The following is a 13,344-nucleotide window of genomic DNA, read 5'->3' as shown; positions in this document are numbered from 1 at the left end:
GACTAAATGATTTTACATACAGAAGTATATGGAGAAGGAGAACCCATAGTTTTTCTCCATACAGGATTACAAACAGGAACTACTGATTTTGAGAAACAAAGAGAGATACTTCAAGAAAGCATGAAAGTCATAGTGCCGGATTTAAGAGGACATGGAAAGTCAGTAAGTGATGACTTTAGCCATTACTTTGAAGACGCTGCAGAGGATTTGAGAGAAACATTGGATCATATACAAGTAGATCAAGTGCATTTAGTAGGGTGCTCGCTGGGCGGATTAGTGGGTTTATTATTTGCAAAGAAGTACCCTGATCGATTACGAAGCTTAACGTTGTCTGGTATTACTTCTGACAAGCCGGACAATTGGGCGGAAATGCATGCTCAAGATGTTCAATTTCAAAGAGAATTATTGGAAAATAGCGAATTCACCAGTCAATTGGATCTACAGCACGAATCGGACTGGAGACAGTTTATTTATATGGCCAGAGACGAAGACTGGTACCCATTTGAATATACATCTTATTTAAATAACATCAGTGCTCCGATTCTCTTTATGGTGGGCGAAGGGAACAAAGCGGAAGTCACAACTGCCGCCAAATACCAGAGCATACACAGTCATATACATGTATGCGTCATTCCATTTGCGTCCCATTTAGTTCATGTGGAAAAACCTGATATGTATACGGAAGTACTATTAGAATTTTTAAATGAAGTACAAGTTAAAAACTGATTTGTCTTTAGAAAGGACTCAGTAGAGCAGCATTACAAATTTTAAGGGGTGTTAAAGATGAAATGTAAAATTCGTAATATGAATAAAGAGGATATAAACCAGGTTCAGACAGTGGCTAAAACAAGTTGGAATTCTACATACGAGGGTATCATTCCTCTTGAAATCCAAGAACGTTTTTTAAACACAGCCTATAATGATGAGATGATGATAAAACGTTTAAATGGCTCGTCGCTATATGTAGCTGAAATAGGAGGAAAGATTGTTGGATTCGCTAATTTCTCTCCTGTAAGAGAAAACGGAGAAGTTGAATTAGGGGCCATATACCTTCTTCCGGAATATCAGGGTAAAGGTATAGGAACTGCATTGCTTCAAGAAGGTATCAAGAACGTAAATGGAGCAAAGTCAGTTAATATAAGTGTTGAGAAAGAGAATAAGTCAGGAACGAACTTTTACCATGCAAAAGGATTCAAAGTTCTTTCAGAATTTGATGATAATCTTGAGGGACATATAACTAAAATGTTAAGAATGGCATTACCTCTCTGAGAAAAATCTCCCCCCTTCTGATGAGAATTATTCAATTTATCTTTCGTTGAAGTAATCTTGGCAAACAACAAACTGAGGGGAAATCTACAGAGGAGAATGAGCACCTTTTTGTTTTCGGACTTTTCTTTAGGAAGTCAATCTGATTTGAAATAATTGGTATTGAGTTGAGTGAAAGATTAATAAAATGAAGCAGAGGTGAATTCCATGAATATAAAAGAACTTAATCATTTTCTATTCTCTGTATCAGACTTGAATAGATCCATTCGCTTTTATCAGCAAGTGTTCAATGCTACGTTACTCGTAAAGGGGAAAACAACAGCCTACTTTGATCTTCAGGGCCATTGGCTTGCCTTAAATGAGGAAAACGATATCCCGAGGAGTGAAATCTCACAGTCTTATACTCACATAGCCTTTTCTATTGAAGAAGAAAATTTTGAACAGGCCTATAAAGAATTAACTGATTTAAATGTAAATATTCTGCCAGGTCGAAAGAGAGACAGTCGTGATAAGAAATCGATTTATTTCACTGATCCTGATGGTCATAAATTTGAGTTTTATAGTGGAACCTTACAAGATCGGATAGATTATTATAAGGAAGCTAAGCCTTATATGGAGTTTTATGAGGAGGAGGCTATGCCAGGTAAGAGCTCCAAATAATTCACTGGAAGAAAGCAAAGTAATGAAGGCAGGATTCAATATTAAAAGAGCCGGCATGCCAGCTCTCTTAATTGACCTCATCACTCAAATAGGAAACAACTATCTGAAACGCCTTTATCCTTCTCGCAATATACGTCCGCTGCCCACTCCCGGGTTTAGTTTTCTCTAGAAAAGAAGGCAGCATCAAGAGCAATGCCTCCAGCACCTCTTTAGCAGCAATTAATTCATCTTGGCTGACAACCAACTCCTTGCCTCCCCATCTTGCATGAAGAACGTCTTCGCCAATCCGGGCTGCGTTTAATCTCTTCTCAAGAAGATTCGTCTGCGGCGTACCTGGTTTCATGCGGGCAAGTGCATTTTCCGATTTACGGATGACGGACCGAAACGCTTCAATCGACTGCTGCTGTTCTTCCTGTGTGAATTTTTCCATGAACCCAATACCTCCATTCTGTAAAATTGTACTATAGGTAGTGTACCAAAAATGAATCCCAAACATGGACTTTTGATCTTAAGAACCCTGAATGCAGGATGCTATGATTCGAGGTTATCTCGAGTACTAAAGGTTTTATAAAGGAGTTCTGGAATAATTGAAGAATATGTAAAACATAGATACCATCTACATTTGGAGGCTTAATATGAAGATAAGACCAGTAAAAAAAGAAGAATATCGTTCCATTGAAGACTTTGTCTATGAGATATTCAGGAACACGACTTTTTCAGATGGAGTCATTGAAAAAGCTCTGGTAAGGGAGATCCGGGAGAAACCCTATTATATTCCGCAACTGGATCTGGTTGTTGAGGAGGAAGGAACGATTATCGGTCACTGCATCCTTTCAAAACTACCAATTAGTCATGGTCATGAACATGAAATCTTGATGTTATCCCCAGTCTCAGTGGCCATTAATAAACAACGTCACGGCGTTGGCACGTTTATGCTGCAGGAAGGTATCACATTAGCTGCTAACATGGACTATAAAGGAATCATTGTTGAAGGAGATCCTCGTTACTATCAACGTTTTGGATTTAAGACATCAACTAAATACGGAATCTATGCGTCTGAGAAAAATCTCCCGCCTTCTGATGAGAATTTAATGGCTATGGAATTGTGTGAAAATGGTTTAGAAACTATCTCAGGTGAAGTGGATTATTCGATTTATCATTCGCTGACACATTAGTATTTAAAATACTCAAACTATACGTTATCAATTGTGTCGACAATCATAGACCAAAGGAAAGGGGAAACAGTTTCCTTTGGCAACTAATTGTTTTCTTAAGAAAATTCACCTCACAAAAATACATCAGCTCAATCACTTCAATGAGGTAAAGTGGATAAATTTTCTCAGTTTGCCTGTTTCACGCTAAGTGTGGTGATCGTCACCAGGATGACCGCCATTCCCAACATTTGAATGATGTTCAGGTGATCCCCGATTACCAGAACACCAAATAATGAAGCTGTCACCGGCTCTACCATAGCAACCATCGAAGCATTTGCCGGAGTAGTCTTTCGAATTCCATTCACATACAGTAAAAATGACAGCCCAGCGCCGAGAATCCCTAGTAGTATAAACAGCCCTAAATCCTTAGACGTTAGGACGGCTGCTGCTTCACCCTTGTCTGTTAAGAAAATAAGGATGAGACAAAATGAAAAAAATGCAATGGTTAACGTGGTGGGGGGGGTTCCATGAGAAGACGCATTTTTAAATCCGAATATAAACAAAGCGTAGGAAAGACCGGCAGCAAGCCCTGCTAGGATTCCTAAAAAACTCACTGAAATCGATTCAGTATTATAGGCACCTGTAAGCAGGATAATCCCCAAAAGAACACCGGCAATACAACACCATTTAAACCAAGTAGATTGTTCTAATCGTAATAAAAATGAGATGAATAGAACGAATACAGGTGCGGTGTACATTAAAGTAGCGGCAATGGCAACACTTGAAGCCTCGATACTTAGAAAATAAAAAGTGAAGTTTCCAGCAACGCCAACACCCGCTACTAGAGACCATATCCAAGTACGAGTAGAGATGTCTCTGTTTTGTCTAAAGCTAAGGAGAAACCACACGAAAAAACAGATAAACCCAACAGCCCCTCGGTAGAGTGAAATCACAATAGGATCCCACCCCTTATCCATTAAAATATCTGCAATTCCCCCGCTAATGCCCCAACATATAGCGGCAAGAATTACTAAACCTAAACCCATAAATTTCATCGTGTGCCTCCTAAAAAAATTTAATACGAATAACTTAAGTAAATCCAACTTAATTAAAAGTAGATTAATAAAGTTGTTAACGGTAATTCCTTTTATTTTCCATACCTAAACCTATGAAAGGATGAATTCTATTAAATGGGATAAATGAAACAAAAATAAAGGGTTGCAATAGGGATAATAGTACCAACGGGGATATAGAAGTTGTCTTAATTAGGATCATTTCACAATTGGAGAAGAGAGGATCTTTTTATAGAAAGTTATGAAGAAGCAGGTATTCATTTCATTATCCCGAAAATGATTGTTAGAGGTTTATGCTCAGTAACGGAGCAGGTTAGTAGAATAATTGAATATTTTGCAGGGGGGGATATGTGATTAGAAAACTTTTATTTTAAATGCTCCAAATTGAGAAGAGTTTTTACTAGTACATACTAAAGAAGATTAGGATAAAAAGCTGAAGGTCAATCAGTTCAGCTTTTCCTTTATAGAGGCGAAAAACTAACAAGAGAAGACTTTTTAAACAGACGCTGGATGGGTGAAGCAAAGTTACTGATCTTCAGAAAAGGTGGCCGTAACCAGCACAATAAAAATGAGCTGGTTGCTGCCACCTTTTTAGTCTTCTACTTCCCACTCAGGATTCCATACTACTTCCCATAAATGACCGTCTAAATCCAGGAAGTGACCAGAATATCCTCCCCAGAATGTATCTTTTGCTGGATCGGTGATTTTTGCCCCGGCTGTTTCTGCTTCCAGCATCACCTGATCCACTTCTTCTTTACTGCCTACATTGTGGCCGATCGTGAATTCAGAGGGACTTCTGGGAGAGAGTGGTACATTGGCTTCTGCTGCTAAGCTTTTTCGTTCCCATAAGGCCAGTTTCAATCCACTTTGCAGATCGAAGAAAGCCACTGCACCATTCTCAAATTCCTGCCCCATTATCCCTTCAGTTGGGAGGTGCAGGCCGTTTTGATAAAATTCTAGTGATTTTTCCAGGTTATCTACTCCGAGAGTCAGTACGGTAATTCTTGGTTTCATTGTTCGTTCCTCCATGTTTATGGCTTCTTCTCTAGAATACCTTTTTTATTGACTTATGTCGGTTGAGAGAACAGGTTAAGCACTTAGAGGTGATAAATAGCCGGAAAAATTCCGCTTAATTAGAGATTTCTATTAAAAAAGAGTGAAATAGACGGAAGAATTCCGCCTATTTACTCCAATAGTTCCAATGATAGGCGATTTTTCTGTGCATAAGCGGAAAACCTCCGCTTACTTAACCCAAAAACATGTTACATCTTAAATGTAACCGGAAAATCTCCGCTTATTAAGTATTCCTCTAATAAAGAAACTTGCCAAATACCTCGAGTTCTTCTATTTGAAAAAGCTTAAAATGGTGGCCAGAAGCTCTTTGCAAATTTACGGCTGACTCGGAACTTTAATCGCTTTGATCATTTGTCGTATAGAACCAAGGTGATAGGCGGAGTGGGCGATCGCCCCGAGCAGACCCGTGTATGTTTGTTCATCTAAAGAGGTAAGGGAATCTATCAATGTAAGAAGTGTGGTGTATTCTTGTAGAAGTTCAGAGGTGAATTGTGTCCAAGTGTTTGTGTCTACGCCAGTTATTTTCCAGGATGCTTCCCAGTCCTTGTCGGGTTCTTCTCCATTCAGATAGGATCTTGCAACCCATACATAATAGCGGGTGTGATCGGTTTGGGCAGCGATGGTCGTGCCGTTGACCGGTATCGACGCTTCTTCTGCCGATAATCCCTCGAGCGTCCCAAATAAACCAGTTCCCGGCTTCGATTCTGTGTACCAGCTTCCGTTTCCTTCAGGTCCTTCGAATGTTTCCTTTAACAACGTCTTAACAGCTGCCAACATTGGATTCTCCATCATAGTACCTCCTGTTATTGTATTTAACCATCTAAAAGACTTTAGATGGTTATAAGTTTACTTCGGTTGTTTCTAACTGTCAATATGTATTATGATGGTTAGAGAAAAGGAGTCATGATTATGTCGGAAATAAACTCTTATATGATGGTCGGAGAACGACTGTGTATGGATTTCATCAATACCGTCAGCTGGCGGGAAAGTACGGAGAAAAGGCGGGACTGGTTTACGAGTTATTCTAAGTTGGTAGACTGGTCGATCCATTCCGAATTGCTGACAGCCTCACAGGCACAGATACTTCTTGCAGAAGCTGGGAAAAACCCTTCTCAAGCAGAAGAAACACTCAAGCATGCAATTGAACTGCGTGAAGTGATGTATCGAATGTTCAAGAGCATTTCCAAGAAAACCTCTCCGAACGAGCGAGATCTTGCAAGCTTCAATGACTATGTGAGTCATTTCTATAGATCGTTGCAAGTCATCCAAGATGAGGATCAATTCACATTGAAGTTCAACCAACCTGAGAAAAACCTTGATTCAATGCTGCCTCCGATTTTGCAATCCGCAGTGGATTTACTCGTTTTAAAAAATGAATTGGAACGGGTCAAGCAATGTGAAGGGGACCCATGTGGCTGGCTCTTCTTTGATACGAGCAGGAATAAAAGTCGCCGATGGTGTTCCATGGCCGATTGTGGGAATCGTGCGAAGGTGCGGAGGTTTTATCAGAAAGAGAAGTGACCAGATTCGGTCACTTCTTATGTTTTTTTCTGAAAATTCAAATCTATAATTGCTAAAATAACCCAGTTTGTTATAATTGAATATGTTATGAAATTGCTTAGTGAAGGAGGTTGTAAATCGTGCGTTCAATGAAACTTCATACAAGAACAATTACATTTACGATATCCAAACCTTCTTATCGCATATAGTTAATCCTGAGATTTCTTAAATCTTATTAGTAAGTGGGGACTATCGTTTTTGATGGTCTCTTTTTTTATCCGGAAAAAAGCAATTGAATGAACTTCAATAGGAGGAATTGTAGATGGTGGATTTTCGATCAACCGAGTTAATAATGGAAGAACATGAACTGAAAAAATACCTACAAGAATATAAAAGCGGAGATAAACCATGGGACATAAAGAATCATGTGGGTCTTGTAAAATCCATGATGCATTTTATCGGATCTACGGATAGTGAGCTTAGGGATAAATTGATCTACAGCACCTTTTTTCACTTAGCCATAGACAATCAATTGGAAGATGATTTATTGAGTGATCTGCTGGATTACAGTTTAAGTGACGACATGTTATTTAAAGGGATTGGAGAAAATGGCACGGATACTGTGTTTACAAGGGCGTTTAGTTCACTTGTCATCGCCGTTATTTTATACAAGGATAATGAGGATGATTTTCTACCTCGAGACGCTGTATATAAAACAAAAGATCTCTTAATCAACTACATTAACTCGGAAAATGACCTGAGGGGCTTTGTTCCTGTAAAAGGATGGGCACATAGTATAGCTCATGTGGCAGACGCCTTTGACGAATTAATCCTCAATAAAAAAATTGAACAGAAAGACCTTTTAGACATGCTGCCCCCACTTTGGGAGAAGATCCTTGTATCTGACAGTGTCTATGTTCATGGTGAAGACGAGAGAATGGCAACACCGATACTCGCCATGTTAGAAAAGGGATTGGACCTAGTGGAAATAGAGCACTTACTAAAAGGAATACCAGCCGAACTGAAACGAAGGAAAGAGCAAGTGAATGAAGAAAATTATTGGTTTTTAGAAGCGAACTGTAAGAACTTTTTAAAAAGCTTTTACGTAAAGATAAGTTCCCGTGAAAATTTGATATCTCTTCGTCGGAATATTGAGTTGTGCTTATCTGAATTGTAGAGGAGGCAGGGGATGAAAAAGAATAAAATGGTCAGAGAATTCGTTGATCCCGAATTCAAAGTAGAAGAGGGATATGAAGATATTCTAGCATTATCCCGGGCGTGTAAGTATTCGAACTGCACACATATAACCGAGGAAGGCTGTGCGGTTCAAAGAGCCATCGATGAAGGCGCTCTTTCAGAAGAAAGATTTAACGCTTTTTATAAAGATAAAAACGAAGCAGAATATGTTTCTAAACAAAAGAATAAAACCAAGGCCATCGAGTATATGAAGCAAAGGGATCTATTTAAAAGATCTTAGATCAAACTAGTAAGACGACATGCTTTTTTTAACAAAGGGGTAAAAAAATATGAATAAGTATGAACCTATCGACATATAAGACGGATTACGGCTGATCTATCAAGAACCCAAAGAATACACCCGCTATTATTCGATTTACCATGGACAAAAATATGCAGATTCCTATTTTAGAAGGTCCCCGGAGACGTTAGTGGAAGTGGCAACCATTTTTGACTGCGGATATTTCATCATGGAAGGCGAAACGATCATTGGCGGTGTACTTCTGAAACCCAATTTAATATCGGATTTATTTGTAGTGCCACCCTATAGGGACTACGAAGGGTTGGCTCATAAGCTATTAAACTATGTCAAAAAGATATCTGGGACTGAAGAAAACATCATTATAAGAGAAGTGGTAGAAGAACATGTGGCAGCGTATGAACAACTTGGATGCAAGATTCAAGAAGTGAATATATGGATGATTCGTCCGACAGAACAGATGAAGGCAATTCTACCTGAAGGGTATAGCTCAAGGGCTGTTTGGAGTGAAGATACGAATGATATCGCATGTTTACTCATGAAAGCCTACAAAGCCAATCCAGCGTATAAACAAATCGGAACGAAAGAGGATTACCTTCTTCACGTAAACGAATTTATCGATCAACATAAACATCATAAAATCATGGATGAGTGTTCGAGAGTTGTGATCGATACTCACTCAAACAACATTGTTGGCGTCTGTCTGCACATGGAATTTGAAGAGTATCCGCTGATCATGAGTTTAGTCGTGGACCCAGATCATCAGAAGAGGGGGCTTGGACGGTACTTGTTAACCCACTCGATCCATTCTTCGAGTGAAAGGTACCCGGCTACACGCTTATCTGTCATTAAGGATAATGCCGCAATTAAGCTTTATGAAGATCTTGGTTTTCTTAGAAGTAAATCGATCATTGATATGTATTTAGCATGTGAAAGGGAGTAGAAGCTATGTTGAGGAAACCAGAAACAAACGAATATCCACCGTATTATAAAGAGTACGTAAACAATGTCCCGGGTGGAGATCTGCTTCAGATTCTTGAAGATCAACAAAAGGAAACCAAGAAACTGTTGAAAGACTTAAGTGAGGAAACGGCAGAATATCAGTATGCTCCGGGAAAATGGACAATCAAGGAAGTCGTCGGCCACATAACCGACACGGAGCGTATTATGTGCTACCGTCTTCTCAGTATTGCCAGAGGAGAACAGGGAATGCTGCCTGGATATAATGATGATGAATATGTGAAAAGAGGGAATTTCAATCACTTTTCACTAACGGACCTTTTACATCATCAAGCTCTTGTCCGCCAAAACACCATTCTTCTTCTAAGCAGCGTGGATGAAGAAGCGTTGCTCCAGCGCGGAAATGCAAATGGTTCCGAAGTGACAGCCCGAGCGATTGCGTACATTATTGCGGGGCATGAAAATCACCATCGAAGGTTGATTATAGAGCGGTATTTGAATTCGGACGCTAAACAATGAATTGAAACACATGATTCAATTCGGTTATGAGGGGGGAGGCAAAGGGTCTTTGAGAAAAATAAGTATCATACTGGGTGTCATTATTCTCATCGTCATTTTGGCAAATATCTCGGATATAATAGCCCACGCAAAACTTTATGGATTTGAACAGAATAAAAGCGTTACAACTGAAACAAAAGTGGTAACGTTTCGGGAAATATTCGAGACTTTGTATGAGCAAAGAGAAGTGGCCAGAGAGTTAGAAGACTCAATCATCTATTCATTGATTGGGGATGAAGTGAGAAAAGGTGCTGATGAGGCTTCCGTATACGAGATCTTTTTAGACCAAAACAAACAAATCGAGTCCTTAAAAATTAACCTTCCCATCACCAAATACGAAGATGGTGATAAGACAATTGAATTCATCTCTGGGAAAGGTGAAGTTTTAGAGGTGTTCGAGGACGGACAGTGGGAAGAATTTGATGGGTCTTGGGATGATTTTGTGAATGAGTATTGGCAAAATGATCATTGAGCTCATAAATCTTACTTAGTTCAGGATGAGCAGTCCGATTCTTGCCACTTCGGGCTCTTGAAGAGTCTATAATAGGATACAGCAGAGGGGTTAATAGAGGTACTTGCAGAGCTAGTAATAGTCCGCCATACCTAATCATCGCCAGCCAAGCCTCCCCTTTATATTTTTTCTTTAAATAAGTTATATTCGAAAGAAAATGAATATTGCCAGAAGTAAAAAAGTTTGAAATAATGGGTATTTGTGGCAGGTGATTATTTACTGAAAGGCGGATTCGATGAAACAATTATCAACCAACATTTCACTCATCATTTTAGGAGTATGTATTTTAATTGGGGCATGGATGATTTCGAATGCCCTACAAAACAGTAATTCTCACATTACAGATGATCAAGTTACAGTAAATATGAACTCAACAGAAGGACCTCAATTATTGAGTTCTATGGAGTTAAAAGATTATTTAGGCATAAGCAAGGAGCAATTAGAAATGTTATATCCCAGAAAAGAAGATGATGTTATTATCAGTGAAATTCCATACATAAAAATGGGATATGAATACTACTTTCCTGTTAAAGCGATCGATCGATGGTTAGAGGAGACGGAAGGGAAAACCTTTCAGTGATAGGAATACTGAAGTCATTAATCAGCTGAAGGTTATGTCAATGACCTTCAGCTGTTCACATTTTTAAAGGGGGGAGTGAGATTTTGCAGCACTGCAAGAACTGTCATGCCCAATTCAAATGGAAAAAGGTCTACAGATATTTATGGGGGCCGATCATAAAACCGATCCGATGTCATGCATGCAAACAAGAGCACTTGATTACGATGAAGGGAAGGGTCATGCTTAGTCTGTTGTATTTACCGGTGACACTCTTTATGCTGTTCCTTACTCCTTTTCAAAGCATATTATTGAATCTAGGAATTGGTATGCTATTACTACTTATAGGTTCCCTGCTGAGTCCATTCGTAGTGAGGTTTAAACTTGATCATACTAATCAATCATAAATTTGATGCGAAAATTTACTATTAAAAAGTTATTTTGTTATTACAAAGGTGGAAGATTAGTGGAGGAGGAATCCTATGAATCTTAGAATATATCGGATTATTCATCTAGTCATAACCGGAGTAATCACGATACCTATTACTCTTTTTTTAGCAAGTGGAGGATTAGGAGAGAATTATACAGGGCACACATTTGTTTACCCCGGATTCCTTTTCATTATAGGAGTATGGCTCATCGGTTCTGTGCTCTCTTTTAGTAGAAAATCAGCATTATTGGGCTTACTCATCAGTGCTTTACCGGCATTGTATTTCATTGGGAATATTCTTTTTATATTCTTATAAATACGAAAAATAAACCAAGAGCGGGTGCCATCATGGGGGAGAATAGATTGAATTTACATATCCGAGAAGCCACAAAAAACGATTACGATGAGGTTCATCAAATACAAAGACAAGTGCACGAAATGCATACAAAGGAAAGACCGGACCATTACCAGATGGCAGACACTACGTTAGACCAACAGTATTTTAACAACTTAATTGATGGAGAAAACACGAAGGTATTTTTGTTGGAACAAGACCAACCCATCGCCTATACCATTCTTACAATCAAGAATACCGTAGAAAGGCCGATCCTCATTCCTAAGAAAGTGGTCTATATGGACGACTTCGGTGTGGATCAGACGTTCAGAGGGAAAGGCTTGGGGAAAAGGTTCTTTGGGGAGATAGTAGAATACGCTAAGACGATTGGTGCAGATTCACTGGAATTAGGCGTGTGGGAGTTTAATGAAGATGCTATTAAATTCTATGAATCCATGAATTTAAAGACTAAATCAAGGATGATGGAAATCCGTTTATAAGATTCTCACAAGCTTTCAGAATTAGGGGAGGGGTTTCACGTTGAAGGAAATAAGGGAAATCAATCATTCTGCTGCATACGCTTCATTTTGTTCACTTGCCAATGGGGCATTCCCTGGTTTAAATGCCGACCAATGGCTGCAGGGGCATATCGAAGAAACACCGAGCGAAAGCTTATATGGTTTGTTCAAAGGGAATGATTTGGTGGCAGGCATGAGGACATTTCTGTTTGAAATGAACTTGAACCAAACGACCATAGCCGTGGGTGGAGTCGGGATGCTTGCTGTTGATTTGTTACATAAGAAAGAGGGAAATGCGTATCAACTAATCAAGTATTTTTATGAGCTTAATAAGTCCAACGGGCATCATCTTGTGATGTTATATCCGTTCAACGTTGCATTCTATAAAAGAATGGGGTTTGGAATGGGGACGCAGGTTTATCAATACTATGTAAGCCCATCCTCTTTTCAGGATTTTTCCCGTAAAGAGCATCTTGAACACTTAAACTATGAGGACAGAGAACTCATCTTGGATTGTTACAACCGTGTCTATCAAAAAACGCATGGGATGACGAAACGATCTTCCACTGAACGGGAATTGAATCGACCATTTAATTTTGGAAAAGTGGTTGGGTTTAAACGTGGTGATCAAATACTTGGCTACGCACTGTATGAAGGCAAGGGGAAGGACCTTTATATCCACGAGTTATTTTTTGAAACAAGGGAAGCGATTGAAGAATTATCTACTTTCTTACATCAACAGACCGATCAATTTAAACGAATCATCATCAATGCTAATCATGATGACCTCATTCATTTTGTCCGCTCACCTGAAAGCGGGTTGAACACGATGCTTGATACGGCGCCGTCTGTTGATAATAAGCATATGGTGAACCTTGGGGTTGGTGTGATGTACAGGGTGATCGATTGTAAAGGGTTATTAGTGGAGCTGTACGAGAAGAAACACCGATTCGGCAGCGTTTCATTAACGATTATGTTTGACATAAAGGACGATCTGCAAGATGACGAGTCAAAGAACTTCACCGTGACGTTTTCACATGGAGAAATTCAACATTTTCATGAGCAATCAGTCGATACTGTCGTGCAAATGGATATCTCTGACTTTTCTTCGATGATCATGGGGGCAGTGAGTTTCCGCTCTTTAAATAAATGGGGCAAAGCAGAAATATCGAATCCAGCATGTGTGAATCAAGTCAATGACCTTTTCCGCACGCATGAAAGGCCGGTATGTACGAAAGCGTTTTAAGTAAATTAC

19 protein-coding genes are annotated in these 13,344 nt (G+C 39.3%); 15 read left to right on the top strand and 4 right to left on the bottom strand.

Annotation, left to right across the window (positions count from 1 at the left end):
• The first annotated feature begins 6 nt into the window (after positions 1 to 6).
• From AM506_RS04500 to fosB, 3 genes are all read left to right on the top strand, one after another.
• Complete coding sequence (locus tag AM506_RS04500; RefSeq protein WP_060671223.1) at positions 7 to 726, top strand: alpha/beta fold hydrolase; 720 nt, start codon at positions 7 to 9, stop codon at positions 724 to 726.
• A gap of 57 nt (positions 727 to 783) precedes the next feature.
• On the top strand, positions 784 to 1,269 hold the full coding sequence (locus AM506_RS04495) for a GNAT family N-acetyltransferase (RefSeq protein ID WP_060671221.1): 486 nt from the start codon (positions 784 to 786) through the stop codon (positions 1,267 to 1,269).
• Positions 1,270 to 1,473: 204 nt separating this feature from the next.
• Positions 1,474 to 1,926, top strand: coding sequence for a metallothiol transferase FosB (fosB, locus tag AM506_RS04490; RefSeq protein ID WP_060671219.1), 453 nt, complete (start codon positions 1,474 to 1,476; stop codon positions 1,924 to 1,926).
• A gap of 67 nt (positions 1,927 to 1,993) precedes the next feature.
• Here fosB and AM506_RS04485 read toward each other — a convergent pair whose 3' ends face one another.
• Complete coding sequence (locus AM506_RS04485) at positions 1,994 to 2,356, bottom strand: hypothetical protein (RefSeq protein WP_060671217.1); 363 nt, start codon at positions 2,354 to 2,356, stop codon at positions 1,994 to 1,996.
• Positions 2,357 to 2,561: 205 nt separating this feature from the next.
• On the opposite strand from AM506_RS04485, the gene AM506_RS04480 reads away from it, so the two are divergent.
• Entirely contained in the window at positions 2,562 to 3,101 is a 540-nt protein-coding gene (locus AM506_RS04480) for a GNAT family N-acetyltransferase (RefSeq protein WP_060671215.1), read from the top strand.
• Positions 3,102 to 3,265: 164 nt separating this feature from the next.
• On the opposite strand, the gene AM506_RS04475 is transcribed toward AM506_RS04480, so the two are convergent.
• From AM506_RS04475 to AM506_RS04465, 3 genes are all read right to left on the bottom strand, one after another.
• Positions 3,266 to 4,135, bottom strand: a complete 870-nt coding sequence (locus AM506_RS04475; RefSeq protein ID WP_060671213.1) for a DMT family transporter — start codon at positions 4,133 to 4,135, stop codon at positions 3,266 to 3,268.
• Between the two features lie 609 nt (positions 4,136 to 4,744).
• Entirely contained in the window at positions 4,745 to 5,167 is a 423-nt protein-coding gene (locus AM506_RS04470; protein WP_060671211.1) for a VOC family protein, read from the bottom strand.
• 375 nt (positions 5,168 to 5,542) lie between these two features.
• Positions 5,543 to 6,016: a hypothetical protein gene (locus tag AM506_RS04465; RefSeq protein WP_060671210.1), complete on the bottom strand. Its 474-nt coding sequence runs from the start codon at positions 6,014 to 6,016 to the stop codon at positions 5,543 to 5,545.
• A gap of 120 nt (positions 6,017 to 6,136) precedes the next feature.
• On the opposite strand from AM506_RS04465, the gene AM506_RS04460 reads away from it, so the two are divergent.
• The 11 genes from AM506_RS04460 (at position 6,137) to AM506_RS04410 (ending at position 13,335) form a co-directional block, all read left to right on the top strand.
• A complete protein-coding gene (locus tag AM506_RS04460) occupies positions 6,137 to 6,748 on the top strand; it encodes a CGNR zinc finger domain-containing protein (protein WP_060671208.1) in 612 nt (203 codons plus the stop codon).
• Between the two features lie 301 nt (positions 6,749 to 7,049).
• Complete coding sequence (locus AM506_RS04455; protein ID WP_082386228.1) at positions 7,050 to 7,904, top strand: DUF2785 domain-containing protein; 855 nt, start codon at positions 7,050 to 7,052, stop codon at positions 7,902 to 7,904.
• Between the two features lie 12 nt (positions 7,905 to 7,916).
• Positions 7,917 to 8,204, top strand: coding sequence for a hypothetical protein (locus AM506_RS04450; RefSeq protein WP_440480337.1), 288 nt, complete (start codon positions 7,917 to 7,919; stop codon positions 8,202 to 8,204).
• A gap of 196 nt (positions 8,205 to 8,400) precedes the next feature.
• Complete coding sequence (locus AM506_RS04445; protein ID WP_200908408.1) at positions 8,401 to 9,165, top strand: GNAT family N-acetyltransferase; 765 nt, start codon at positions 8,401 to 8,403, stop codon at positions 9,163 to 9,165.
• A gap of 5 nt (positions 9,166 to 9,170) precedes the next feature.
• Positions 9,171 to 9,701 (top strand): DinB family protein, encoded by a 531-nt coding sequence (locus AM506_RS04440; RefSeq protein WP_060671206.1) that lies wholly within the window; start codon positions 9,171 to 9,173, stop codon positions 9,699 to 9,701.
• 49 nt (positions 9,702 to 9,750) lie between these two features.
• Positions 9,751 to 10,212, top strand: a complete 462-nt coding sequence (locus AM506_RS04435) for a hypothetical protein (RefSeq protein ID WP_060671204.1) — start codon at positions 9,751 to 9,753, stop codon at positions 10,210 to 10,212.
• A 274-nt stretch (positions 10,213 to 10,486) separates the two neighbouring features.
• Entirely contained in the window at positions 10,487 to 10,831 is a 345-nt protein-coding gene (locus AM506_RS04430) for a hypothetical protein (protein WP_060671201.1), read from the top strand.
• Positions 10,832 to 10,914: 83 nt separating this feature from the next.
• Positions 10,915 to 11,214, top strand: a complete 300-nt coding sequence (locus AM506_RS04425) for a TIGR04104 family putative zinc finger protein (protein WP_060671199.1) — start codon at positions 10,915 to 10,917, stop codon at positions 11,212 to 11,214.
• A gap of 75 nt (positions 11,215 to 11,289) precedes the next feature.
• Positions 11,290 to 11,553, top strand: coding sequence for a hypothetical protein (locus AM506_RS04420; protein WP_060671197.1), 264 nt, complete (start codon positions 11,290 to 11,292; stop codon positions 11,551 to 11,553).
• 47 nt (positions 11,554 to 11,600) lie between these two features.
• The gene (locus AM506_RS04415) at positions 11,601 to 12,071 is read left to right on the top strand and encodes a GNAT family N-acetyltransferase (RefSeq protein WP_235576039.1); all 471 of its coding nucleotides are present in this window, start codon (positions 11,601 to 11,603) and stop codon (positions 12,069 to 12,071) included.
• Positions 12,072 to 12,111: 40 nt separating this feature from the next.
• The gene (locus tag AM506_RS04410) at positions 12,112 to 13,335 is read left to right on the top strand and encodes a GNAT family N-acetyltransferase (protein WP_060671193.1); all 1,224 of its coding nucleotides are present in this window, start codon (positions 12,112 to 12,114) and stop codon (positions 13,333 to 13,335) included.
• The last annotated feature ends 9 nt before the right edge of the window (positions 13,336 to 13,344 follow it).

The organism is Rossellomorea vietnamensis, assembly GCF_001305855.1.
Taxonomy (GTDB): domain Bacteria; phylum Bacillota; class Bacilli; order Bacillales; family Bacillaceae_B; genus Rossellomorea; species Rossellomorea vietnamensis_A.
The sequence above is the reverse complement of the archived record's forward strand: the minus strand, read 5'-3'. Positions and strand labels throughout refer to the sequence as shown.

Excerpts from the sequence above, each read along its gene's own strand:
- fosB (WP_060671219.1), top strand. The coding sequence starts at position 1,474 with ATGAATATAAAAGAACTTAATCATTTTCTATTCTCTGTATCAGACTTG.
- AM506_RS04470 (WP_060671211.1), bottom strand. The coding sequence starts at position 5,167 with ATGAAACCAAGAATTACCGTACTGACTCTCGGAGTAGATAACCTGGAA.
- AM506_RS04485 (WP_060671217.1), bottom strand. The coding sequence starts at position 2,356 with ATGGAAAAATTCACACAGGAAGAACAGCAGCAGTCGATTGAAGCGTTT.
- AM506_RS04460 (WP_060671208.1), top strand. The coding sequence starts at position 6,137 with ATGTCGGAAATAAACTCTTATATGATGGTCGGAGAACGACTGTGTATG.
- AM506_RS04495 (WP_060671221.1), top strand. The coding sequence starts at position 784 with ATGAAATGTAAAATTCGTAATATGAATAAAGAGGATATAAACCAGGTT.
- AM506_RS04455 (WP_082386228.1), top strand. The coding sequence starts at position 7,050 with ATGGTGGATTTTCGATCAACCGAGTTAATAATGGAAGAACATGAACTG.
- AM506_RS04420 (WP_060671197.1), top strand. The coding sequence starts at position 11,290 with ATGAATCTTAGAATATATCGGATTATTCATCTAGTCATAACCGGAGTA.
- AM506_RS04500 (WP_060671223.1), top strand. The coding sequence starts at position 7 with ATGATTTTACATACAGAAGTATATGGAGAAGGAGAACCCATAGTTTTT.
- AM506_RS04475 (WP_060671213.1), bottom strand. The coding sequence starts at position 4,135 with ATGAAATTTATGGGTTTAGGTTTAGTAATTCTTGCCGCTATATGTTGG.
- AM506_RS04430 (WP_060671201.1), top strand. The coding sequence starts at position 10,487 with ATGAAACAATTATCAACCAACATTTCACTCATCATTTTAGGAGTATGT.
- AM506_RS04450 (WP_440480337.1), top strand. The coding sequence starts at position 7,917 with ATGAAAAAGAATAAAATGGTCAGAGAATTCGTTGATCCCGAATTCAAA.
- AM506_RS04440 (WP_060671206.1), top strand. The coding sequence starts at position 9,171 with ATGTTGAGGAAACCAGAAACAAACGAATATCCACCGTATTATAAAGAG.
- AM506_RS04465 (WP_060671210.1), bottom strand. The coding sequence starts at position 6,016 with ATGGAGAATCCAATGTTGGCAGCTGTTAAGACGTTGTTAAAGGAAACA.
- AM506_RS04480 (WP_060671215.1), top strand. The coding sequence starts at position 2,562 with ATGAAGATAAGACCAGTAAAAAAAGAAGAATATCGTTCCATTGAAGAC.